Consider the following 24,340-nt stretch of genomic DNA (forward strand, 5'->3'; position numbering starts at 1 on the left):
TGCTCGCGGATGACAAAGTGTAAGGAAATGGATGGGAAACGGTGCATTTTGGAAAAAATACTATATTTGTCCGCATCCAAAATAATTTTAATCTAAAAAGGAACAGATGAAACGCTTCTTTATCGCCCTGATCGGGTTGTTGTTCGGCTTGAATGCATATGCTCAGCTTCCGGCCGTTAGTTTGAAAAACATTGAAGGTAAAACGGTGCAGACCAATAAGCTGGAGAATGCCGGCAAGCCGATGATCATCAGCTTTTTCGCCACCAACTGTAAACCCTGTCTGCGCGAATTGAAGGCCATTCAAGAGGTGTATGCAGACTGGCAGGACGAGACAGGCGTAAGACTTATAGCCGTATCTATCGATGAAGGCCAAAACGCCCAGAAGGTGAAGCCGTTGGCAGATGGCAACGGGTGGGAATACGAAGTGCTGCTCGACAGCAACGGCGACTTCAAGCGCGCCATGAACGTATCGCTCATTCCTGCCGTATTCATCGTCGATGGCAATGGTAAGGTCGTGTACAATCATACCGGCTATACGGAAGGCGGAGAAGCCGAACTGATCAAAAAGGTTCGTGAGCTGGTGAAGTAACCTTTCTCTCCTCTCTCGCGGAGGACTACTATCTATAAAATAGAAAGACAAACAAGACATTATGACCCGTAAATTGATCATGCTGCTGGCCCTCGTGCCGGCAGCTTCTGTGGTTTTTGCAGCACCGGCGGACAGTACGGACACGAGTGGTAATCGTATTCTTACAAGCATGAAGTCCTCTACGCTGAATAAGGCTACTGCTCAAGAAGCCGATGCGAAGGACAAATGGCAGCCGATGCGCGCCAACTTCAGCATTCAGAGCGACATGCTACTTTCTACCGCCAAGGAATCCAAGAATACCTGGTTCGGCAATTCCTATATCATGGGTATCCTCAAGAACAATTATTTGGAGTTTGGAGCCCGTTTCGAGGATCTCTATAAACCGTTGCCGGGACACGAACCCGAAGTGGGACGCGGCATCCCTCACATGTACGTCAAGGGGAACTATCGCTGGGCAGAGCTGACGATGGGCGATTTCTACGATCAGTTCGGCAGCGGTATGGTATTCCGTACCTACGAAGAGCGCAACCTCGGTATCGACAACGCAGTCCGTGGGGGACGTGTCGTGCTGGCTCCTTTCGAGGGCGTACGCCTTAAGGCTATTGCCGGACAGCAGCGCAACTACTTTGATCGTACGGGCAAGGTATTCAATTCCGATCGTGGCTATCTGCTGGGTTCGGACTTGGAGCTGAATGTGGAGCGCTGGAGCAGTGCTATGCGGGACAACGACTATCATTTGGCTATCGGAGGCTCGTTTGTCTCCAAACACGAAGCCGATGAGGATATATACGTAGGAGTCGGAGAAGATCGTAAGCGACTCAACCTGCCGTTGAACGTGCCTATCATGGGCATACGTGCCAACTTCCAGAAAGGCGGCCTCGCTCTCTATGCAGAGTATGGCTACAAATACAACGACCCCTCGGCCGACAACGACTACATCTACCACGACGGGCAGGCCGCGCTACTCTCCGCTTCATACTCCAAAAAGGGAATGAGCGTCCTCTTGCAGGCCAAACGCTGTGAGAACTTTGCTTTCCGCAGCAAGCGAAGTGCTCAGCTTACACCGCTTATGATCAACTACATGCCGGCCTTTACGCAAGCACACACCTATACGCTGGCGGCCATCTACCCGTATGCTACTCAGCCTCAGGGCGAATGGGCTTTTCAGGGAGAATTGCGTTACAACTTTGCTCGCCGCACGGCTCTCGGCGGACGCTATGGTACGGGCTTGCGCATCAACGTATCGCATGTGCGGGGTCTGGACAAAAAGATGCTGAAAGAGAATCCTGACGAACTGATCGGAACGGATGGTTATACGGCTTCTTTCTTCGGCATGGGTGACCTCTATTACTCGGACATAGATGTAGAGATTACCAAGAAGGTAAGCCCCGGATTCAATTTCACGCTTACCTATCTGAATCAGATCTACAACAACATGGTGCTCCATGGTGCTGCCGGTGAGAAACATGAGAAGATCTATGCCAATATCTTCGTCTATGACGGTAAGTATAAATTGAGCAACAAGGTGGCCCTTCGTACCGAACTACAATACCTGCACACCAAGCAGGATCAGGGCGACTGGATCTACGGCATGGCGGAGCTATCCATCCTGCCCTCTCTGATGCTCTCCCTCTCCGAACAGTATAATATCGGTGAGACCAAGAAGCACTACGTCATGGGAGCCATTACCTATACTCACGGTGCGCACCGTGTGGCTTTCTCTGCGGGCAAAACACGTGCGGGAATGAACTGCTCGGGCGGTGTATGCCGTGTGGTTCCCGAGACTCAGGGTTTCTACCTTTCTTATAGCACCAATCTCTAATTAAACGAAGAAAACACGGATGAAAAAGCTATTTCTCTCGCTTACGAGCCTTGCAATGGTCTTCGCTGTTGCAAGTTGCGATATAATCGACAAGGATCAAACCCTCTTGCCGGCTCCGATCAACGTGACTCCTGACAATCCGGATGACAATCCTACTGAGATCGATATTACGCAGACGCATACAGAAAAATATGTCTTGGCCGAAGAATTTACCGGCCAAAAGTGTCTCAACTGCCCGAAAGGTCATCGCAAACTGGCGGCTCTCAAGGAGCAATACGGTAAGAGATTGACTGTTGTCGGTATACATGCCGGCCCTGCATCTCTCGTGCCGCCTCTTTTCCGTACAGAAGCCGGAGATGCATATTATAGCAAATTTGCCAATAATGCACCTCTTCCTGCCTTGATGGTTTCTCGCAAAAAGTTCGGCTCCTCCTACGTTTATGACAAGAGCTACAAAACGTGGGACGTGCCTATCGCCGAACAGATGGACCAAAAGGCGAAGATGAATATCTTTGCCGTGGCCGAGTATACCGATGCCCAAAAGATCAAAGTGACAGTAAAGGGCAAGATCCTGGAGGGAAATACACTCCCGAAGTCGATGGTTCAGGTATATCTGCTGGAGGACAAAGTGATCGCTCCCCAGACGGACGGTGGTGCTACCATACAAGATTACGAGCACAATCACGTGTTGCGTGCGGCTGTTAATGGTATTTGGGGCGAAGAATTTGTGGATCTGAAAGATTATTCGTATAATTACGCCACTGAACCGCTCTCGGGTATGTCTTTCGTGGCCGAGAACTATTCTGTTGTGGCCTTTGTGTACGATGCGCAGACATTCGAAGTGTATGACGTCGTGCAAGTAAAGATCAACCCCAAATCGGGCAAATAACGAACAAAACAAAAAAAGAAATATGAGGAAAATCTTTATCAGTATCGCATTGTTGATCGGTTTGGTTGCCGCCCTCAATGCACAAGTTGTGATCAAGGTGGGAGATGCCATCTTGGAAAACAATGCCACTGTAGATATCACAGCTTTTACGACAGAAGGTGGCACGGAGACCATGGATATAACCGGAAATGTTATCAATCAATCCGCTACACCTATCAACGTAATTGGCAAGATCACCAAGCAAGAAATGATCGGAGGCGGACACTTCACCCTCTGTTTCGGCCAGTGCATGCAGGAGGATGTTCCTGTTTCTCCTGTAGTGGAAGGTCTTGATGGTGAAGGAGAGTTCTTCTCTTTGCATTATGCATTCCCTGTTTCTAATGAGGGACATACAGGTGCTTTCACCTTTAGTTGCTTCCCCGAAAGCGGTGCCCCGGGCACAGAGCTCGCTACCGTTAATGTCAACTTCAAGTACAAAGGTGGTGGCACGGGCTTGACCAACATCGGGTTGGAGCGTATAAGTCTTATCCAAAGCGGCAATACTTGTACATTGCAGTATAACAGCAATGGCAAGCGTCTTGCCCTTGAAGTGTACAATCTTTTGGGCGTAAAGGTATTCACCTCTCAGCTGCCCGCAGGATCAGGCTCTTACACGCTCCCGGTACGTTTGCAGCGCGGTGTGCATATCTTCCGCATCACAGAAGGAGGCAAGCCTGCATTCGTTCAGAAGTATCTGATTAAGTAATAAAGGGAGTCTGCTCGAAGCCTCCAGATATGGAGGCTGAGGGTTTTCCCTCCTGACAAAAGAGGCTGCCTCGGAGTTCGATATTGACTTCGGGGCAGCCTCTTCGTTATATATTTTCCGGTACAAACTGTCCGATAGAGGATTAGGCTTAGCTCATCTTTGCAATGGATCAATTATGCAAGGAGTAGGCATTTGGTCTCTCGGTGCGGGCAGCATACGTTATAATCATGGCAAAGATATTAGTGGCTTTTGACACGGTAACCGAAGGATTCGATCGGCTTACCGCTCATCACGATGTGATTTTCCCTCCGAAAGGGCGTGACTTTACGCAAGAGGAAATTGCAGAGCGCATTGCCGATTGCGATGTCCTCTGCTCGGTGTTCGACATTCCGATCGGCAAAGATTTGATCGAGAGAGGCCGATCACTTAAGTTGATCGCTAACTATGCTGTCGGTTACAACAATATCGACGTGGCATATGCCACGTCGAAAGGTATCGTTGTGACGAATACTCCGCGTGCGGTAGTAGAGCCTACCGCGGATCTGGCGTTGGCGTTGCTCCTAAGCTGTACACGCCGTATTGCCGAGTGGGACAGACTTTTCCGCCACGATGGCGAAGCGGTGGGGCGGGGACGTCTCTGTCGTTTGGGAGTAAACCTCTACGGCAAGACTTTGGGTGTCTTGGGATATGGCAATATTGGAGCGGCAGTAGCCCGCCGATGCAAGGCGTTTGGGATGAACGTCCTCTACAACAAGCGTACTCGACTGGGCGAAGCCGAAGAGAAGGCTCAGGGGGTCACCTTTGCTGAGAAAGACGATCTGATTCGCCAATCCGATGTCCTCTCGCTTCATACTCCTCTGACTCCTGATACCCGACACCTGATCGGAGCAGCGGAGCTTTCGATGATGAAGCCCACGGCTATACTGATCAATACGGCTCGTGGCGCCGTGGTGGACGAGCGAGCTTTGGTAGAGGCACTGCGTGAAAAGCGTATTGCAGCTGCCGGACTGGATGTGTTCGAGAATAACGACATACCCTCCCCCGAACTCTTCACGATGGACAACGTCAGTCTGACGCCTCATATCGGAACCCAAACCTATGACTCTCGTGTCGAGATGGTACATGAGCTTTGCGATAATGTCCTTGGCTTTTTGCAAGGCGATCGTCCCATCAGCCGTGTAAACTGATTCCGTCTGCAATAACTAATTAATCCATATAGAAGATGAATACAACTCAACAGAACAGAAACTTTCTTCTGCCCATTATCATGATGATCGCCCTCTTCGGGATGATCTCTTTCGTCACAGGTCTGGCTAGTCCGATGGGAGTCATTGTCAAAAATCAGTTTCAGACATCCAACTTCATGGCCACACTCGGCTATTTTGCCAATTTCATCGCTTATGCCTTTATGGGCTATCCTGCGGGAATGCTGCTCCAGCGAATCGGTTATAAGCAGACAGCCTTGTCGGCCATTGCTGTCGGATTTGTTGGTATAGGGATACAACTCCTGTCCGGAGAGATGGGCAGCTTTGCTGTTTATCTGACCGGTGCATTCGTGGCCGGTTTCTCCATGTGTATGCTCAATACGGTAGTCAATCCGATGCTCAACACGTTGGGCGGAGGTGGCAACCGAGGCAACCAACTTATTCAGGTGGGAGGTTCTTTCAACTCCCTGATGGCAACGCTCGTCCCTGTGCTCGTAGGCTATTTTATCGGCAGCAATGTACAGCAGGCCAATATCAAGCAGGCTTATCCTGCTATTATCTTGGCCATGTGCATTTTTGCACTTGCATTTGTAGTGCTTTATTTCGTCAATATTCCCGAGCCGGCCGTCACGAAAAACAGCAGTACGGAGAAGCTGCCGCATAGTCCTTTTGCCTTCCGTCATTTCGTATTGGGTACGATAGCCATATTCCTTTATGTGGGGATAGAAGTAAGCATTCAGGATTTTATCAATAAGTACATGACTTCCTCTCTCGACAAAGGTGGCTTGGGCTTTGATGCTACGATTGCCGGCTCTGTCGTAGGGACGTATTGGTTCCTGATGCTGATCGGACGCATGGTCGGAGCTGCGGTGGGGGCAAAAGTCTCCAGTAAGGCTATGCTGACTTTTGTATCCTCATTGGGAATAATTCTCGTCCTGGCTGCTATCTTTACCCCGATCGGACTACAAGCCTCTATGCCGGTTTTCCGCTCTGATATATCATTCGGCCTTAACACCATACCGATGAGTATCGTTTTCCTTGTGCTTTGCGGTCTTTGTACTTCTGTCATGTGGGGAGGTATTTTCAACCTCGCGGTGGAAGGTCTCGGGAAATATACCGAAGCAGCTTCCGGCTTCTTTATGGTTATGGTTTGCGGTGGAGGTATTTTGCCTCTGATCCAAGGTTATTTTGCAGACTGGGTCGGCTATATCAATAGCTACTGGGTGATCGTTTTGTCATTGGTATTTCTGCTTTATTATGCTTTGGCAGGCTATCGCAATGTAAATAAGGATATTCCCGTGGCTTGATCGTAAGTTTCACATTTTCAGACAAATGAGTAGAATGGCTCTGCACGGTGGTGCAGAGCTGTTTTGCATTTTACCTATAAAAGGGGATTGCAGACTGCATTATCTCCTCAATCTTCTTACTATCTTCGTCCGCGAAATGAGAAAAATCATAAACGTAACCATTGCTTAACTATTAGAAAAAATGACTGAAACTAAAGACTTCAAGGCCGGACTTTGGCAGAACGAAATTAACGTTCGCGACTTTGTCCTCCATAACGTTACCCCCTATGATGGAGATGCTTCCTTCCTTTGTCCTCCTACGGAACGAACCAAAAAAGTATGGGATGCCTGTGTGAAAGCTTTGGCAGAAGAACGCGCCAACAATGGAGTACGCTCTATCGATGCTCACACCGTATCAGGAATCAATGCTTTCGCAGCCGGCTATATCGATCGCGATAATGAGACCATCGTAGGCCTTCAGACAGATGCTCTACTACGTCGTGCCATGAAACCGTTCGGAGGCTATCAGGTCGTTAAAAAAGCTCTTAACGAAAACGGGTTGGAAATGGACCCGGAAGTAGAAAAGATATTCAAACATTATCGCAAGACGCATAACGACGGGGTATTCGATGCCTATACGGAAGAAATCCGTTCTTTCCGTTCACTTGGATTCTTGACAGGTCTGCCTGACAATTACGCACGTGGTCGTGTGATCGGTGACTATCGTCGTTTGGCCCTTTACGGTATCGACCGTCTTGTAGAAGCCAAGACAGCAGACCTTCACGATCTGACCGGTCCGATGACAGAGGCGCGCATTCGTCTGCGTGAAGAGGTGAGCGAGCAGATCCGTGCCCTCCATGAGATCAAGGATATGGCCGCCACTTACGGATATGACGTGAGCCGCCCCGCTTATACCGCACAGGAAGCTGTTCAATGGGTGTATTTCGCTTATCTGGCAGCAGTGAAAGAGCAGGATGGTGCAGCCATGAGTCTTGGTAATGTGTCTTCCTTCCTCGACATTTATATCAGCCACGATCTCGACAAGGGTCTTATCGATGAAAGCTATGCTCAGGAGCTGATAGACCAATTCGTGATCAAACTGCGCATGGTACGTCACCTGCGTATGGAGTCGTACAACGACATCTTTGCCGGCGACCCCACTTGGGTAACTGAAGCCATCGGAGGTAGATTGGCAGACGGTCGTCACAAGGTGACCAAAACCAGCTTCCGCTTCCTCCAGACGCTCTACAATCTCGGACCGAGTCCCGAACCCAACATCACCGTACTCTGGAGCTTGGATCTCCCGCAGGGCTTCAAGGATTTCTGTGCACAAGTATCTATCGACACGTCTTCTATCCAATATGAAAACGATGACCTGATGCGTTCAACTCGTAATTCCGATGACTACGGTATCGCATGCTGCGTATCTTTCCAAGAGATTGGCAAGCAGATCCAGTTCTTCGGTGCTCGTGCCAACTTGGCTAAAGCCCTCTTGCTGGCTATCAATGAAGGTCGCTGCGAGAATACTGGAACGCTCATGATTCCGGGCATACCTGCGCTCAAGCATCAATCGCCGATGGACTATAATGAGGTGATGGCTAACTATAAGCTCGTACTTAAGCAGGTGGCACGTGTCTACAATGAGTCCATGAATATCATCCATTATATGCACGACAAGTATTACTACGAACGTGCACAAATGGCCTTTATCGATACGGATCCGACTATCAATCTCGCTTATGGAGCAGCAGGTTTGTCCATCGTAGCAGACTCGCTCTCGGCCATACGATATGCCAAGGTGACTCCACACCGCAATGCGGAAGGGCTTACCGAGGGATTCGACACCCAAGGCGAATATCCTTGCTACGGCAATGACGATGACCGCGTGGATATGATAGCGAAGGAAGTAACGCATCTCTTCTCTAAGATGCTCAAGGAGCTGCCTATCTACAAGAATGCACAACCCACTCTCTCTGTGCTCACGATCACGTCCAACGTCATGTATGGCAAGAAGACGGGTGCTACTCCCGACGGACGCGCCAAGGGCGTAGCCTTTGCTCCTGGAGCCAATCCCATGCACGGACGTGACGAGAATGGAGCCATTGCTTCGCTGACATCCGTTGCCAAGTTGGACTATCGCGATGCAGAGGATGGTATCTCTAACACCTTCTCGATCGTACCCCATTCACTCGGATCCAATCAGGAAGAGCGTGTGGAAAACCTCGTTGGCATGATGGACGGTTACTTCTCTAAGGGCGCACACCACCTCAACGTGAATGCACTGAACCGCGATATGCTTATGGATGCCATGGAACATCCTGAGAACTATCCGCAGCTGACTATCCGAGTAAGTGGCTATGCCGTGAACTTCGTACGTCTCTCTCGTGAGCACCAGCTGGAGGTAATCTCTCGCAGCTTCCACCAGAGAATGCGCTAACGGATAGCTGCCTCCAAGCAGAATGCCATTCGGCAAAAACAAGACCGATCCGATTCGGATCGTCGGGGATCTCTTAGAAAGCCATCTCGGATGACAAGGAGAATATCCCCAAAACCTTTCAAGAGGCTGTGTCGGGCAGGATGAAAGCCCGATGCAGCCTCTACATACTTTTCCAAAACAAATGACGAAAAACCAAATATGCTCCCTGTAATACGCGTCCATTCTTTCGAATCTATGGGGACATTCGACGGCCCGGGATTACGTCTTGTAGCCTTCCTGCAGGGCTGTAACTTCCGCTGTCTCTACTGTGCCAATCCGGATACTATCGCTCGAGAATGCGAAAAAACCAAATTCTTGCCGGGCGATGAAATCCTCCGAAGAGCACTCTCTGAAAAAGCCTTTTTCGGTCGTCGTGGTGGCATCACGTTCTCCGGCGGAGAACCCACACTACAAGCCAAGGCCCTCATTCCTCTCTGTCGGGAGCTGAAGCTCAACGATATTCATATCTGCATCGACACGAACGGCAGTATCATGAATCGTGATACACAAGTCCTGTTCGAAACTGTAGATATGGTTCTTCTCGATTGCAAGCAGCTCAATGCCGATCGTCACCGCATTCTTACCGGCCGGCAGAACACCGTTACCCTGAAGACTGCCGAGCTGCTGTCGGAGATGAAGAAACCGGTTCGATTGCGTTACGTCGTTGTGCCTGGCTATAGCGACTCGCCGGAAGACATAGATCGACTGGGACAGGCCTTTTCTCGCTTCTCCAATATCGATCGTGTAGAAGTATTGCCGTATCATACCTACGGGAAGCACAAATACGAAGCTCTTGGTTGGGAATACCAACTGGATGGTGTCCGGGAGCCGAGCCATGAGGAAATAGATCAAATTGTGGATCGATTGGAGGCTTATTTCCCTTGTGTCTGGGCCCAATAGCACGCTTTTTCCTTTTATCTTCTTCGGAGCAGTCCATTCTTGAACCCTCCAGAATAATCCGAAGAACCCTTTTCTACCGCTTTACGGATCTTCATTGTACTTACAACCGGAAAAAAGGAGATAAAGACGGTGCGAAAATCAAAGGCATTCGGACGGATGTGAAAGGTCGTCCCGGCTTCTATGGATTGGTAGCGAGATCGTCTTTTGGGAAAGGTGGCGAGGAGATAAGGGGCGGAGACATTGAAATTATCCTTGGGCTTCGGATAAAGCTTCGGAAGCCTGTTCCCAGTCCTCCATGGCCTTTTCGAGTTCTTGCTTCATGCGGGCGTATCGCTCGAACAGATTCGCATCGGTCGCATGCTTCGGATCATGTAGTTGCACCTCTATTGCCTGTAATTCCGACTCCAATTTTCCGATCCGCTCCTCGCAGGCTGCTACGGTTCGCTCCAATGTACGCAGCTGTTTGGCTACTTCTTTCTGCCGACGGTAGTCCGCTTTGGCTTCCGTTTCGGGTATCGCCTCCCGTGTGTTTTTGGTTTCGATCATAGTGGTTCGCTCCAGCTCCGTCAGTGTCTGCATACGGCGAGTCCGGAGATAGTCGTATATGCCTCCGAGGTGTTCGTTCACCCGTCCATCGGCAAATTCATACACCTTGCTGACAAGCCCATCGAGGAACTCGCGGTCGTGAGAAACTACGATCACCGTCCCATCGAAGTTCCTGATCGCTTCTTTCAGTACATCCTTCGAACGCATATCGAGGTGATTGGTCGGCTCATCGAGAATAAGGAAGTTAGCCGGCTGTAACAAAAGCCTGATAATAGCCAATCGTGCTCGCTCTCCTCCGCTCAGAACGCTTACTTTCTTCTCCGATGCTTCGCCTCCGAAGAGGAAAGCCCCGAGCAAATCGTTCAGACGCAGACGGATGTCGCCCACGGCCTCGCGGTCTATCGTGTCGAATACGGTGAGATCCCCCCTTAGCTCCTGGGCTTCGTTTTGGGCAAAGTAGCCCAGCTCTACATTGTGCCCCAGTTCGAGCTTGCCGGTGTAGTCTGTCAGCTCTCCCATGATACACTTGACCATGGTACTTTTGCCGGCACCGTTTTTGCCTACGAAAGCCACCTTTTCGCCTCTTTCGATGGTGTATGTGGCTCCGGAAAATACCCGATGATCGCCATAAGCCTTGGCCAAATCATCCACTATTAGCGGATAACTACCGGAAGGCTGTGCCGGAATGAAACGGAAGTGAAATGCCGAACGATCCCGCTCGTCTATCTCCACGCGCTCCACCTTCTCCAACTGCTTGATGCGGCTCTGTACCTGTACGGACTTTGTGGCCTTGTATCTGAATCGTTCGATGAAGTCCTCCGTATCGCGGATCATCTTCTGCTGATTCTCATAGGCTCGCAGCTGCTGCCGCAGTCGCTCTTCGCGCAGCTCCACATAGTGGCTGTAGTTGGTCTTGTAGTCGTATATATGTCCCAGTTCTATTTCGATAGTGCGTGTCGTGGTATTGTCGATGAATGCCCTGTCATGGGATACGAGGATAACGGCTCCTGCATTGGTGGCGATGAACTGCTCCAGCCAGCCGATGGATTCGATGTCGAGGTGATTGGTCGGCTCGTCGAGCAGCAATACTTCGGGGCGTTGGAGCAGGAGTTTGGCCAGCTCTATCCGCATACGCCATCCTCCGCTGAAATCGGCTGTGGGGCGGTGGAAGTCCTCCCGGCCGAAGCCCAATCCGATCAGGGTCTGTTCGATCGCGGCATGATAGTTGCCCTGTTGCATGAGAGAGAGGGTCTCGCTCATATTCGTATAATGCTCTATCAGCCGGATATAGTCCTCCGATTCGTAGTCCGTACGTCCGGCCATCTCATCGGACAGACGCTGTACCTCTACCTCTATTTGGCGAATATCGTTGAAAGCCTGTTCGACCTCTTCGTAAACCGTGCGTCCGTCCTGTAAACGCATCACCTGCGGCAGGTAGCCTATGCGGATCCCCTTGGGGCGTGCTATGTGTCCGGATGTCGGTTCTTCCATGCCGGCAATCAGCTTGAGCAGCGTACTCTTGCCGGCACCGTTCTTCCCTACAAGGGCGATACGGTCGCGCCTGTTGATGACGAATGATACCTGATCGAAGAGCAGACGGATGCCGAAATCGACAGTCAGATTATTGACGGAGATCATGACTTCGCGCTCATTCGTTTGATGATGTTGTACGCCTTGTAGAGGCCGTATTCGCCTGCCCGGCTCAGATCGGCGATGCCTTCTTTGGCCTTTCCGCGCGAAAGCAACAGCAGACCGCGATTGAAATAAGCATCGGCAAACTCCGGATAGGCTTTGATGGCGCGGTCGTAGTCCGACAGGGCAGCATCCGTATCGCCTCGTCTGGCCAACAGTATGGCACGATTGTAGTAGGCGTAGGCAAAATTCGGATCCAGCTCGATCGTGCGGTTCAGATCGCGCATCACCAGCTCACCGTCCACATCCGATATGGCAGGCTTACGCTCAGGGGCATCGGCTGCCACCGGTACGCCCATCGCATTGGTTCGCGGTGTCGTGATCAGAGCTTTTGTCGTGACATTCACCGTTTCGGCCTCTTGGTGGATAAAGGAGGCTCCCTGACGGGCCTCGATCAGCTTGGCACGTGCTATGGCTCGTCCGAAGTATGCGAGGGCAAACTGCTTGTTCAGCTCTACGGCCTGATCGAAATCGGCGATAGCCTGCTCCAAATTCTGTATCAGCATATAGTCCAAAGCACGGCGGAAACACATGTCGGCATTGCCGGCAGTCCTCTCTGATATTTCCGTTATGTCCTGTTCGTGATAGGCCACCTGCTCTTGACTCAGAGCCACCTCACGGTTGATCGGCTTGAGTCGCTTGGGCAGAACCTTCTTATCGTTGAAGCGGGTAATGGCTTCCGAATAGTAGATGCGCGGCACTTCATCGGAAGAAGACTGCTCGTAGTAGCTGAGGACGAATAGCGGCGAAGGCTGTACCTCTACGTCGTTGTCCTGAATCCGCCCACGTATCCGACTGGAATAGCGTGTGCGTTTCTCGGAGGATTTCTCGGATACGACCAGCAGGTTGAACTTCTCTATCGTTTCGTCGCTGTCCTCACGTGTCTCTTTGGCTGAAGTCGAAGAGCTGCTTTTTTTCGTGTTTTTGGTCTTGCCCTGTGCCGCTTTCTCTATGTCGAAGGCGCGCCAGTAGTCCCGTTCGGCTCCGCGAGTGTCGCCCAATGCCTTTTTAGCTTGGGAGCGAGCATAGTAGCCCACGACAAAGTCGGGATAGTGCCCCAGCACTTTGTCGAAGTCGGCGATGGCTTTTCGGTTCTCGTTGATCTGCGCAAGGAGGATGGCACGGTTGTAGAGCGCATGATAGTTCTCCGGCTCCAGACGGATCACCACATCGAAGTCCTCGATGGCATTGTTCACGTCGCCGAGGTAGGAGCGGAGCAAGGCACGGTTGAAACGTGCCAGCTTGTCGTTCGGCTTTTGGCGAACGACGTGGCTGTAGTCGTCCATGGCTCCACGCAAGTCGTTCGATTGGTAGCGGATGACACCACGGTTGATATAGTTGGACAGTTCGCTCGGCTCCAATTCTATGGCTTTGTCCAGAGCTGCCATAGCCTCTGCGTTGCGCTTGCTCTTGAGGTGCAGCATGGCCATCTGCGAATAGGCAGGAGCAAAGAGAGAGTCCATCCGAAGCACCTCGTTCAGTTCGCGAATGGCTGCCGCGGTATCCTGTTCGCCCAGCTCTATTGCGCTGAGAGCTATATGTGCCTGCTTGCTTTTGGGGTAGAATCTGAGCAGCTCGGCTACCCCTTCCCGTGCTTCGGCGTAGCGTTTGCTGTCGGTGAGCACTCCGGTCAGATTCACCAGCATGCCCTCATCGTTCGGCATCAGCTCCAATCCGCGGCGGTAGTCCTGAATGGCCGAATCGATCTTGCCCAGATTCTGCCGTGCCACGCCCCGAAGAAGATATGCTTTGGGGATGAGCGCATTGCGCTGCAGGCAGGCCGAAGCATCGGCTTCCGCCCCTGTATAGTCTTCCAGACTGATCTTGGCTATTCCCCTATAGAAGTAAGGCTCGGCCATCCATGGGCGCAGGCCTACCACTTGGTTGAAGTACCCGATGCTCACCACGTAGTCGTTGAAGTAGAGAGCGTTGCGCCCGATCGTGATCACCCGATCGACGTCTATCTGCGCCCGAGCTGTAGCCACAGAGAGCAGGAGCAGGAGGAAGAATAAGGAGCGTTTGAATGTCATAATCAGGAACCGGGGAGAAATGGATTCGGCTACGGCTTACCGCTTTTTGCCGGTCGGAGCTGTCACTACGCGGTACGAAGTCCGCACGTTGCCTTTGATGATATTTTGCAGCTTCCCTTTGATCAGCTGCTTGCGTATCGGACTGATGTGGTCGATGAAGAGCTTCCCGTCGATATGGTCGTATTCGTGCTGTACCACTCTTGCCGCAAAGCCGTGGAGCACCTCTTCGTGCGGCTGAAAGTCCTCGTCCACATAGCGAATGCGGATGGAGGTGGGGCGTTCCACCTTCTCGTGTATGGCCGGAAGGCTGAGGCAGCCTTCGTATTCGGTGCAGAGATTTTCGCCTCGCTCTTCGATATGGGCGTTGATCATCACGCGCTTGAATCCGGCACATTCGGGGTAATCCTCTTTCAGCGGATCGGCATCGATCACGAGTACCCTGATGGGTAAGCCTATTTGAGGAGCTGCCAAGCCGATGCCGTCGGAGTGGTACATGCTCTCCGTCATGTTGGCTATCAGCTCTTTCAGTTTGGGATAGTCCGGAGTTATATCTTCTGCTACTTTTCTCAGCACCGGATGTCCGTATAGGTAGATGGGAAGAAACATGATTCTATTGAATAGTCGTTGTGTCTTTGTGATTGTCTTTTCTCTTGTCTTTTGGTGGGGATCGCTACCACCCCGTCCCAAAACAGGGGAGGGGGGATCGTCTCGTTCATCTCTCGGGATTGTCCAGATACGACTGTAGGATGATGACTGCGCTGACCTCGTCCACCAGTGCCTTGTCCCGCCGTTTCATCTTGCCTATCCCGGCCTCCAGAATGGCTCTCTGCGCCATGCGCGAAGTGAAGCGTTCGTCCACGTACGTTATAGGTATAGAGGGGAAGGCCTGGGCAAGTTTAACGGCAAAGGGGCGGATATAGGACATCGATTCGGACTCTTCGTAGTTCATCCGGCGCGGCAGTCCCAGCACGAAACGCTCCACCGGCTCCCGACCGACATAGTCGCGCAGGAAGTCCAGCAGCGTATGGGTGGGTACTGTGGTCAGTCCGCCCGGAATGATTTTCAGCGGGTCGGTGACGGCAAGTCCCGTCCTTTTGCGTCCGTAGTCGATAGCCAGTATTCGTCCCATATCCGTGCAAAAATACGAAACTAAAGCCAGTTCTATTCTTTTCGATTCCCTTTGGATTCTGCAGCGCATTCCTGAACCGAAAAAACACGAACCGCAAACGCCCGAATTGCCGCCCCGCAATTACTGAAAACACGCGCCAAAACATTTTCGTTTTGGCGCGAAAAATTTTTCATTCCCGAACCAAAACGAAAAAAATCTCGCGCCACGTTTTTCACCACCATAAGCCACGTTTTTTACGCACCATTTTTGTTTTTCTCTCGCCCTGCCGCCTAAGGGGGCAAAGCCTTCTCGCCCGAACCTCGGTGTGCGGACTGCATCCCGTGGCGGTGTCAGCCTCATTGGACAGGGTGGATATTCGATAACAGGCTGGTTTACAACGAGACAATACTTTCCATATATTTGGGGTAATATGTCAAATACCAAAGCGACAGTACGATGAACATACGAGTTATCTTCAGTCTATTTCTTGCTTTGACTATCGGTCTTACTGCAATGAATGCACAGAATCCTTATGCTACCTTGGAAAAGGAGCTGGAACAATACCGTCAGGAACGCCGTCCGCGCAAGGTGGCTGAGACGCTGAAGAAGATCAGGGTGATGGCCGAATCTCGCCGTGATGTGCCCATGCTTCTGCACAGCCTGTTCCTCTATGACGATCCGGAGAACGACATCAACGACTATCCCGAGGAGTCGTTGATGAACGACCTCGACAAGCTCATGCAAGCCACATGGATCAGACCCGTGGATCGGGCCATGATTCTCTTCATGCGACTGAGGATGTATATGCGATACCGACAGCTCGGGCCTGCGTATATGATGGATGCAGTCCAAGGCAATCCGAAAGACAATCGTCTGAGCCTATGGAGCGAAAAGCTGTTCGAAGACGCTTTCCTGCGAGATTTCGATGCATTCCTTTCCTATCGCAAAGCCCTCCTGCAAGCCCGAACGGAGGACTTCCGTCCTTTGTTCGAATCCCAACCGAAAGAATGTGATGCACCTCCCCGTTCGCTCTATCAGAGCTGTATATCCGTCCTTGCCCTTGCTGTCGGTAGCAGTTCGGAAGCTGACGAAAAGATTTCGCATGCTCTCGAACAGGAACTGCGCCAAGCAGCATCTTATCTCTCTGACAGACGTGAGCGTCTCGAGATGGAGACCGACCGATTGGACTACGAGAAGCGGTGTCGAAAGCTCGATGATGCAGCTTCCTATCGTCGGATGGACGAGCTGATAGCAGCGTATTCGGATCTCCCCGATGTAATCGATTTGGTGGACAGACGGGTGAATGCTTACTGCAATGAAGAGGACTATATATCTGCTCTCGATCTGTGCAACAGCTATCTGTCCAAGTATCCGGAGGCTCCTCGTATCAACCTGCTGAAAAACTCTCGGGCTTCGTGTATTTTGGCTTCTTTCGTCAAGTGCGACTATCCTCTCCGGCTGCATACACGTCTTCCGAAGAGCATGCGGATTGCATCGCGCAATGTCGGCACTGTCCTCATCAGTCTGTACAGACTGAAAATGAATGCCTTGCAAGCTGCTGGTATAAAGCAGGAGGATCTGCACTCGTATGCGAAAGGAACACCTGTTTGGACGGAAAGCATCCGGACACAGGGCCGGGCCGATATGAAAATGGATTCGATCCGCTGTACACTTCCGGATCTGCCCAAGGGGGTCTATCTGGTGAAAGCCTCGGCAGAGCAGTGTGTACTCGAAGAGACCAAGCCGGTGCCCCAATACAGTCTGCTCCATGTATCGGATCTCTTCTTCCTCGCTCAGCAGGCCATGCCGGGTGTGCAGGTACTCGATGCGCTGACGGGCAAGCCCGTGGAGGGCGCATCGGTGGATGCTTCCATGCGTTATTCTACAGGCCCATCGGTTCATACCCTTTCTCCCACGGATCGGTATGGCCGGATCGATCTGCCGAAAAGCTACAATTGCTTCTTCCCCTATACCGACGGTGACCGCTCGCATCCCGTTGTTTCTGCTTACACCTACAAACAGGATCAGGTGGATCTTTCCAAGAAGAATGAGCGCAAGTATATCGTCTCCACGGATCGCGCCATCTATCGTCCCGGGCAGAGAGTCCTTTTCTTCGGGCAGTGCGACCGGATAGGTTATGCCGTGGAGGACGCACGTGCCATCGGTGGATCGGAAGTTGAAGTCGTGCTGCAAGATGCTAACTTCAAGGAGATCGGTCGGCTGCTATGCGAGGCAGATGAGATGGGACGTTTCTCCGGTAGCTTCGACCTCCCGGCAGGGATCTTGAATGGCCTGTTCGCACTACGAGTGGAGGGGAATACATATCCCTTCAGTGTGGAAGAGTACAAGCGGCCTACATTCGAAGTCGGTCTCCGGAGTCCCGATGCTGCATACGCTATGGGCGACTCCCTCCGCATACGGGGCGAAGCCAAGACCTTTACCGGAATCGGTATGCGAGGAGCTACGGTGAACTACCGGCTCAGCCTGACCCCCTATACGCGTTGGTGGTGGGGTAGGCCTGTGGCCGATAAGATCGTACAGACCGGTGAGGCAGTGGTCGATGAATCGGGGTACTTCGTCATACCTGTTTCGCTGTCTCGGCCGGAAGGGCGGGAAGACTATTCCTACTTCCTCTACACGCTATCGGCAGATGTGACCGCCCCCGGTGGCGAGACGCAGACCGCCGTACTCCGAATACCCGTGGGAAAAGAACCCAAGAGGGTGGATGTCCAAGTGGGTAAATATATTCGTGCCAACGAAGACAACTGGCTTGCCACCGATCTGCCGGATCTGACATTCACCCTTACCAATACTTCCGGACAGACGGTGCAGGGATCCATCGCTTACTTCCTGTGCGATAGCAACAATGAACGTATCGGTCGGCTTTATACCGCAGCTTCAGGTGTGGTGACGCCTGCTCCGGCCGAATGGGGCAAGTTGCCTTCGGGACAGTACCGATTGCGTTTTGGCGAGAGTGGCGGAGAGGATTCCGACTTTGTTACGAAGGACGTTTATCTCTTCCGTCCGAAAGATCGTCAGTTGTCGAATCCCTCCCAAGGCCTTTGGACATATGTGGCGGAGGAGAAATACGACAGTCACCGCCCTGCCCGCATCCTGGTCGGTGCCACTCCCAAGGATGCGGATGCTCAGGAGTTGTATCTGTTCTACGACCTGACTCAGGCAGGCCGATTCATCGAAAGGGAGATGATCGCTTGCCGGCCGGGTGAGATCGTCGAGATAGTGCCGATGCTTCCGGCAGCTCCGTTGCCGGAGAGTATGAATGTTTCTCTCTATTATGTATACGGAGGGAAGCTGTATAGTCGAAGCATAGATCTGGAACGCAGACTGCCCAAGCGAGAGATAAAGATGTCGTGGAGTACTTTCCGCGACAAGCTCCGACCCGGCGAGAAAGAGACATGGAAGCTCCGTCTCGCCGATGCGGAGGGCAAACCGCTCTCTCATACCATGATGGCTGCTTGGATGTACGATGCTGCTCTTGATAAGATCGTGCACAGTTCTGTTTTCTCCTCCCGATTCTTCTCTTTTGCCGACTCTCCGGCTTCTTTGGTTAGGTTGTCTTTCCCGAATAGCGGGTATCGGGTGTCGGGATCTGTGGAGGATTCTTACGTGCAAGTCGGTTTCAAACACCCTGTTTTCAAAACTCCCCAACTCTGTCTCTGGTCTGCTACCGGTTATAGATATGTGTCTTCGGATTATTATGATGAACCGGTGATATTGGGATATGGAGTTTCGCGAGCCAAATCGGTCGATGCTTTCCCGATGGCGGTGGAAGCTGCTCGGGCAGATGCCGCAAATGAAGCAAAACCTAAATCGCAGGAACCTCGGATTGAACAGCCCTCGCTGCGTACCAATTTCGCTGAGACTGCATTCTTCGAACCGGCATTGCTGACGGACGAACGGGGTGAAGTCTCCTGGTCTTTCACGCTGCCGGAGACACTGACGCGCTGGCACTTGCTCCTCTTTGCACATACGAAGGATATGCGGTTGGGCATGAAAGACGAAAGCGTGGAGGTGCGGAAAGACTTTATGCTTACACCCAATTTGCCACGATTCCTGAGAATGGGAGACAAGGGTACTGCCTCGGCTTCTATTCGGAACCAGAGCGAGACGATGCAGCAGGGCTTCGTCCGCATGGAACTGTTCGACCCTGCTACCGACAAGCTATTGGGCGGCGAGAGGCTTCCGTTCTCGGTGGAAGCCGGTGGTACGGTTACGGTGTCGTTTCCGCTCGATCCTGTCTCCGGATATGATGCTCTGGGTGTACGTTTCTTAGCCGAAAGCCAAGACTTCAGCGATGGAGAGCAACACTCGATCGTGCAACTGCCGGCTACGGAGCGAGTGGTGGAGACCATACCGCTGATTCTCTACGGCGGACAGTCCCAAACGGTGGATCTGGATAGTCTATTCCCCCATCGCAACGGCAGACCGGCTATGGGTACAATGGCTCTTCAGGTGGTGAGCAATCCGCTTTGGGTGGCCGTACAGGCCTTGCCCGTGATGACTGATGTACAAGAGGAAGATGCCGTTTCGGTGGCTTCGGCTCTTTATGCCAATAGTATTGCTGCTGCCCTCGTTTCGGGTCGCTTGCTGCATGCTCCTGCTTTGGGTGAGAGTTTGCGGCACTACTTGGCGCAGCCTTTGGATACACTCGCTTTACAAAAATCGCCCTTGTCCTCGGACGAATTGCCTTGGCGTGCGGAGATGCTGGCCGAACAGAACAATCGTCAGCGTTTGCAGGCTCTCGTGGCTTCGGATCGTCTGACATGGACGGAGCAGATGCTGACTGACAAACTGAAAAGGCTGCAAAAGTCTGACGGTTCGTGGGCTTGGCATCCTGAGATGTCATCCAACGATTATCTGACGGACTATGTGATGACGATGCTGGTACGTCTCTCCGCTCTTACCGCTGCACCGGAGCATAAGGTATTTCAGGCGGTGAAGCGTATGGGGTGGAATGCTCTCGATGATGCTGCCTCACGACTGATGGATAGAATGAAGGAATACGAAAAGAAATCCAAGAGTAAGTACAAAATACTGCCGGAACGAGCACTCAACTATCTCTATCTGCTTACGCTCGACAGTCGCAACCCCGGCTCTCGCGGTCATGCTGCCCGCAAGTATTTCCTCGATATACTCGGCCGATCCCTTCCGCATATTTCCATTTTGGATATGCCGCGAGCTGCCATCGTACTCCACGGTGTAGGGCGTAAGGCACTGGCCGATGATTTCCTCCGTTCTATCCGTGAGCATATCATCCGCACACCGGATCAGGGCGCGCACTTCGCACTGCCTTCGGGCGGTTATTACTGGTGCGACCGTCGCTATGGTATGCAGACGGAGGCGATCGAAGCCTTCGCTCGTATCGGTACACCTGAGGACAGCTCTCGTATCGAAGGCTTGCAGATGTGGCTCCTCAATCAGAAAAGAACTCAGCTTTGGCCGAGTCTGCCGGCTTCTTCCGATGCGGTATATGCTCTCTTGTTAGGTGCAGGAAAAGAACAAATGGAAGAGGCTACTGTGTCTGTCCAAGCTCCTATACCTGCCTTGTCGGGCACATTTGCCGGTGCAGGCGAAAGTAGGATAGCTGCGGTGGAAGATCTTCCGCAAGGCAAACTAAGTGCAGAACTTGCTCGTTCGGGCAAAGGCTTTGCATGGACTTCTTTCCTGGCAGAATACGATGCGCCGGCAGCGGATCTCGTGGCTACGGGTAATGGCCTGTCGGTGGAGAAGCAGCTTTTCTCCGAGCAGGTGATAGATGGCAAGCTAACACTCATTCCTCTGCAAGAGGACGATCGGCTGGAAGTTGGCAAACGGCTCGTGACGCAACTGACCATTACGCTTGATCGCGATATGGATTTTATCGTCCTGACGGATAAGCGAGCGGCTGCGGTGGAACCTATCGGCCAACTTTCCGGTTATGATTATGCAGCCGGAACGTTCTACTACAGGGAAATAAAGGATAGCAGCACGCGTTTCTATTTCGACCGTCTGGTAAGAGGATCCTACAAGCTCCAATACTCCACCGTTGTGGTTCGTTCGGGAGCTTATGCCTCGGGTATCGCTACCGTGAGCAGTGCCTATGCGCCGGAGTTTACCGGTCATACCGATGGCGGCAGACAGCTGCAAACAGTTCCGGTCGCAAATACTCAATAAACTAAAGAAGCAAATGAACCAACAACCAATCAAAATCGCCGTATTCGGACTCGGTGGGGTAGGTGGCTACTACGGAGCCATGCTTGCCCTCCATGCAGCTGCGACGGACGGCCTCCTCGAAGTTTCATGGATAGCGCGCGGAGCGCATTTGGATGCCATCCGTGCGGCAGGGGGTCTGCGAGTGGTCACTCCCTCACGAGATTTCCTTGCTCGTCCTACCTGCGTCACGGATAATCCTGCCGAAGTCGGCACGGTCGATTATATCCTCTTTTGTACCAAGGACTATGACATGGAGAAGGGAGTAGCAGAAATCCGTCCGATGATCGGGCCGAACACGAAGATCCTGCCCTTGCTCAACGGTGCAGACATAGCCGAACGCATGCGTACCTATCTGCCCGATACGGTCGTATGGAAAGGATGTGTCTATATTTCTGCTCGCAAGAGTGCTCCCGGTTTAATCACGCTGGAGGCTGATCGCGAACTTTTCTATTTCGGTTCGGGACTTCCCGAGCAGACGGATGATGAGGTGCGCCTTGCCGAACTGCTTACTGCCGCGGGTATTCGTGCATATAATCCGACCGACATCGATTGGTACATTATGAAGAAATTCATGATGATCTCCGTAACGGCTACCGCTACGGCCTACTTCGATAAGCCTATCGGCTCTGTTTTGACCGAGCACGAGCCTGAGCTGCTGTCTTTATTGGAAGAGGTGGCCGAGCTTTTCCGTGCCAAATACGGGCAAGTCCCGGACGATGTAGTCCAACAGCTACTGGACAAACAGCGGAAGATGCCTCCCGAAAGTACTTCGTCTATGCACAGCGATTTCTTGCGGGGCGGATCCACGGAGGTGGAGACGCTGACCGGCTATGTCGTGCGTGAGGCCGAAGCTCTCCGTGTGGATCTGCCGGTGTATAAGCGGATGTACAGGGAGTTGGTAAGCCGAACCGCGAGCTGATCCGAAGAAACAACGATAGATAAAGCGAGAGGGGAGACAAACCCGAAGGAAAGCAGGCTGTTGCAGCCATTATGCTTCTCGGGTTTGTCTCCCCTCTCCTTTGCTTGTATGTCTCTTTGCGACCGAAATAGACGCTTATTGGCCGTATAGCTTCTGGCGCATCTCTGCTACGATCGGATCGGTGATGTAGTCATCGTAGTCCATGATCTTGTCTATGATTCCATTCGGTGTCAGCTCGATGATACGGTTGGCCACAGTCTGGATAAATTCATGGTCATGGCTGGCGAAGAGAACATTGCCGCGATAGGTCTTGAGCGTATTGTTGAATGCCTGAATGGATTCGAGGTCGAGGTGGTTGGTCGGCGTGTCTAAAACGAGTGTATTGGCATCCAGCATCATCATCTTGGAGATCATGCAACGCATCTTTTCCCCTCCGGAAAGAACGGATGCCTTTTTGAGAATCTCCTCTCCGCTGAATAGCATACGGCCCAGGAAACCTTTGAGATAAACTTCGTTCGTGTCCTTGGCAAACTGGGACAACCACTCCACGAGATTCAGATCCGTATTGAAATAGCTCGAGTTGTCCAACGGCAAATAAGCTGTGGTAATGGTTTGCCCCCATTCGTAAGTGCCTTCATCGGGCGTCATCTCTCCGTTGATAATGCTGAACAGGGCGGTCATCGCACGAGGATCTCGGCTGATAAAGACAATCTTGTCGTCCTTTTCGACATTGAAATTCAGATCACGGAAAAGAAGTTGTCCCTCGATACTCTTCGTCAGCCCCTTTACTTCCAAAATCTTATTGCCGGGTTCGCGACCGGGTGTAAAGAGAATACCCGGATAGCGACGGGAAGAGGGAGTAATCTCTTCGACGTTGAGCTTTTCGAGCATCTTCTTGCGGCTCGTCGTTTGCTTACTCTTAGCCACATTGGCACTGAAGCGGCGGATAAACTCTTCCAACTCCTTACGCTTCTCTTCTGCCTTCTTGTTTTGCTGCTGTTGCTGGCGCAGAGCGAGCTGGCTGGATTCGTACCAGAAGCTGTAGTTGCCGCTGAACTGTTGCACCTTGCCGAAGTCGATGTCCACCGTATGGGTGCAAACCGAATCGAGGAAGTGGCGGTCGTGGCTTACGACGAGCACAGTGTTTTCGAAGTTGCTCAGATAGTTTTCCAACCAAGAAACGGTCTCGAGGTCGAGGTCGTTCGTCGGCTCGTCGAGCAGAAGGTTGTCGGGCTTACCGTATAGGGCGCGCGCCAGTAATACACGCACCTTTTGCTTTCCGCTCAGATCCTTCATCAGCATATAGTGCAGATCCTCTTTGATGCCAAGTCCGCTCAGCAACATGGCTGCATCGCTCTCGGCATTCCAGCCTTCCATTTCGGCGAATTTGTCCTCCAGCTCCGCCACGCGTGTGCCGTCTTCGTCGCTGAAGTCCGGTTTGGCGTAGAGCGCATTCTTCTCCTCCATGATAGCCCAGAGGACGGAGTGCCCCATCAGCACGGTATCCATCACTGTATTCTCATCGAAAGCAAAGTGATCCTGACTCAGCACTGAAAGACGCTCGCCCGGTCCTAAGGTTACCGTCCCGCGTGTAGGATCGAGCTGCTTGCTGATCACGCGCAGCATAGTGGATTTGCCCGCGCCGTTGGCACCGATGATACCATAGCAGTTACCGGGGGTGAAAGTGAGGTTTACGTCTTGGAAAAGTATTCGCTTGCCGAACTGGACACTCAGGTCATTGACTGTAATCATTATTATATGCTTGATTCGTGTCGGGGAATCTCCGAACGAGAGGGTGCGGAGTAGTTGTTTTCCCCCTGATTATATTTTTCGAGCGACAAAATTACTGAAAATAAAGAGACTAACTCCCGTCCCATGAAAGTATGGCTGTAAAGAATCGTAGGCACACGGAAGTTTAGG

General features: G+C 52.0%; 17 protein-coding genes. 11 read left to right on the top strand and 6 right to left on the bottom strand.

Features of this window, described 5'->3' with window-relative positions:
* Positions 1-106: 106 nt before the first annotated feature.
* The 8 genes from HQ49_RS08295 to pflA all read left to right on the top strand — a co-directional run bounded on the left by HQ49_RS08295 (position 107) and on the right by pflA (position 9,912).
* A complete protein-coding gene (locus HQ49_RS08295) occupies positions 107-589 on the top strand; it encodes a TlpA family protein disulfide reductase (RefSeq protein ID WP_018965155.1) in 483 nt (160 codons plus the stop codon).
* Between the two features lie 61 nt (positions 590-650).
* Positions 651-2,411 (top strand): DUF6029 family protein, encoded by a 1,761-nt coding sequence (locus tag HQ49_RS08300; RefSeq protein WP_039419470.1) that lies wholly within the window; start codon positions 651-653, stop codon positions 2,409-2,411.
* Between the two features lie 19 nt (positions 2,412-2,430).
* Entirely contained in the window at positions 2,431-3,300 is an 870-nt protein-coding gene (gene omp28 / locus HQ49_RS08305) for an outer membrane lipoprotein Omp28 (protein ID WP_026292211.1), read from the top strand.
* A gap of 22 nt (positions 3,301-3,322) precedes the next feature.
* Positions 3,323-4,045 carry a T9SS type A sorting domain-containing protein gene (locus HQ49_RS08310; protein ID WP_018965158.1) on the top strand — a complete coding sequence of 241 codons (723 nt, stop codon included), beginning with the start codon at positions 3,323-3,325 and terminating at the stop codon, positions 4,043-4,045.
* A 227-nt stretch (positions 4,046-4,272) separates the two neighbouring features.
* Entirely contained in the window at positions 4,273-5,232 is a 960-nt protein-coding gene (locus HQ49_RS08315; RefSeq protein ID WP_039419472.1) for a 2-hydroxyacid dehydrogenase family protein, read from the top strand.
* Between the two features lie 35 nt (positions 5,233-5,267).
* Positions 5,268-6,557 carry an MFS transporter gene (locus HQ49_RS08320; protein ID WP_026292323.1) on the top strand — a complete coding sequence of 430 codons (1,290 nt, stop codon included), beginning with the start codon at positions 5,268-5,270 and terminating at the stop codon, positions 6,555-6,557.
* A gap of 181 nt (positions 6,558-6,738) precedes the next feature.
* On the top strand, positions 6,739-8,973 hold the full coding sequence (pflB, locus tag HQ49_RS08325; RefSeq protein WP_039419473.1) for a formate C-acetyltransferase: 2,235 nt from the start codon (positions 6,739-6,741) through the stop codon (positions 8,971-8,973).
* 198 nt (positions 8,974-9,171) lie between these two features.
* Positions 9,172-9,912 (top strand): pyruvate formate-lyase-activating protein, encoded by a 741-nt coding sequence (gene pflA / locus HQ49_RS08330; RefSeq protein WP_039419474.1) that lies wholly within the window; start codon positions 9,172-9,174, stop codon positions 9,910-9,912.
* Between the two features lie 246 nt (positions 9,913-10,158).
* On the opposite strand, the gene abc-f is transcribed toward pflA, so the two are convergent.
* The 5 genes from abc-f to HQ49_RS12260 form a co-directional block, all read right to left on the bottom strand.
* Positions 10,159-12,096, bottom strand: a complete 1,938-nt coding sequence (gene abc-f, locus HQ49_RS08335; RefSeq protein WP_039419475.1) for a ribosomal protection-like ABC-F family protein — start codon at positions 12,094-12,096, stop codon at positions 10,159-10,161.
* Positions 12,093-14,180, bottom strand: coding sequence for a tetratricopeptide repeat protein (locus tag HQ49_RS08340; RefSeq protein ID WP_039419476.1), 2,088 nt, complete (start codon positions 14,178-14,180; stop codon positions 12,093-12,095). The genes abc-f and HQ49_RS08340 overlap by 4 nt, the downstream gene beginning before the upstream one ends.
* 36 nt (positions 14,181-14,216) lie before the next feature.
* Positions 14,217-14,786, bottom strand: a complete 570-nt coding sequence (gene def / locus HQ49_RS08345; protein WP_018965780.1) for a peptide deformylase — start codon at positions 14,784-14,786, stop codon at positions 14,217-14,219.
* 106 nt (positions 14,787-14,892) lie between these two features.
* Complete coding sequence (gene ruvX, locus HQ49_RS08350) at positions 14,893-15,309, bottom strand: Holliday junction resolvase RuvX (protein WP_018965779.1); 417 nt, start codon at positions 15,307-15,309, stop codon at positions 14,893-14,895.
* Between the two features lie 32 nt (positions 15,310-15,341).
* Entirely contained in the window at positions 15,342-15,530 is a 189-nt protein-coding gene (locus HQ49_RS12260) for a hypothetical protein (protein WP_039444518.1), read from the bottom strand.
* On the opposite strand from HQ49_RS12260, the gene HQ49_RS11470 reads away from it, so the two are divergent.
* The 3 genes from HQ49_RS11470 to HQ49_RS08360 all read left to right on the top strand — a co-directional run bounded on the left by HQ49_RS11470 (position 15,462) and on the right by HQ49_RS08360 (position 22,420).
* The gene (locus HQ49_RS11470) at positions 15,462-15,671 is read left to right on the top strand and encodes a DUF1661 domain-containing protein (protein ID WP_230587310.1); all 210 of its coding nucleotides are present in this window, start codon (positions 15,462-15,464) and stop codon (positions 15,669-15,671) included. The genes HQ49_RS12260 and HQ49_RS11470 overlap by 69 nt on opposite strands.
* A gap of 73 nt (positions 15,672-15,744) precedes the next feature.
* Positions 15,745-21,462, top strand: coding sequence for an alpha-2-macroglobulin family protein (locus HQ49_RS08355; protein ID WP_039419478.1), 5,718 nt, complete (start codon positions 15,745-15,747; stop codon positions 21,460-21,462).
* 13 nt (positions 21,463-21,475) lie between these two features.
* Positions 21,476-22,420 (top strand): 2-dehydropantoate 2-reductase, encoded by a 945-nt coding sequence (locus HQ49_RS08360; protein WP_039419508.1) that lies wholly within the window; start codon positions 21,476-21,478, stop codon positions 22,418-22,420.
* A 135-nt stretch (positions 22,421-22,555) separates the two neighbouring features.
* Here the strand turns inward: HQ49_RS08360 and HQ49_RS08365 are convergent, their stop codons facing one another.
* The gene (locus HQ49_RS08365) at positions 22,556-24,172 is read right to left on the bottom strand and encodes an ABC-F family ATP-binding cassette domain-containing protein (RefSeq protein ID WP_018965776.1); all 1,617 of its coding nucleotides are present in this window, start codon (positions 24,170-24,172) and stop codon (positions 22,556-22,558) included.
* Between the last annotated feature and the right edge of the window lie 168 nt (positions 24,173-24,340).

Origin of the sequence: Porphyromonas gulae, from assembly GCF_000765945.1 — a bacterium.
Lineage (GTDB): Bacteria > Bacteroidota > Bacteroidia > Bacteroidales > Porphyromonadaceae > Porphyromonas > Porphyromonas gulae.

Coding starts and splice junctions, on each gene's coding strand:
- HQ49_RS08320 (WP_026292323.1), top strand. CDS start 5,268: ATGAATACAACTCAACAGAACAGAAACTTTCTTCTGCCCATTATCATG.
- pflB (WP_039419473.1), top strand. CDS start 6,739: ATGACTGAAACTAAAGACTTCAAGGCCGGACTTTGGCAGAACGAAATT.
- def (WP_018965780.1), bottom strand. CDS start 14,786: ATGTTTCTTCCCATCTACCTATACGGACATCCGGTGCTGAGAAAAGTA.
- HQ49_RS08340 (WP_039419476.1), bottom strand. CDS start 14,180: ATGACATTCAAACGCTCCTTATTCTTCCTCCTGCTCCTGCTCTCTGTG.
- HQ49_RS08355 (WP_039419478.1), top strand. CDS start 15,745: ATGAACATACGAGTTATCTTCAGTCTATTTCTTGCTTTGACTATCGGT.
- omp28 (WP_026292211.1), top strand. CDS start 2,431: ATGAAAAAGCTATTTCTCTCGCTTACGAGCCTTGCAATGGTCTTCGCT.
- HQ49_RS08300 (WP_039419470.1), top strand. CDS start 651: ATGACCCGTAAATTGATCATGCTGCTGGCCCTCGTGCCGGCAGCTTCT.
- HQ49_RS08365 (WP_018965776.1), bottom strand. CDS start 24,172: ATGATTACAGTCAATGACCTGAGTGTCCAGTTCGGCAAGCGAATACTT.
- HQ49_RS08360 (WP_039419508.1), top strand. CDS start 21,476: ATGAACCAACAACCAATCAAAATCGCCGTATTCGGACTCGGTGGGGTA.
- HQ49_RS08315 (WP_039419472.1), top strand. CDS start 4,273: ATGGCAAAGATATTAGTGGCTTTTGACACGGTAACCGAAGGATTCGAT.
- HQ49_RS08295 (WP_018965155.1), top strand. CDS start 107: ATGAAACGCTTCTTTATCGCCCTGATCGGGTTGTTGTTCGGCTTGAAT.
- HQ49_RS08310 (WP_018965158.1), top strand. CDS start 3,323: ATGAGGAAAATCTTTATCAGTATCGCATTGTTGATCGGTTTGGTTGCC.
- abc-f (WP_039419475.1), bottom strand. CDS start 12,096: ATGATCTCCGTCAATAATCTGACTGTCGATTTCGGCATCCGTCTGCTC.
- HQ49_RS12260 (WP_039444518.1), bottom strand. CDS start 15,530: ATGGTGGTGAAAAACGTGGCGCGAGATTTTTTTCGTTTTGGTTCGGGA.
- pflA (WP_039419474.1), top strand. CDS start 9,172: ATGCTCCCTGTAATACGCGTCCATTCTTTCGAATCTATGGGGACATTC.
- ruvX (WP_018965779.1), bottom strand. CDS start 15,309: ATGGGACGAATACTGGCTATCGACTACGGACGCAAAAGGACGGGACTT.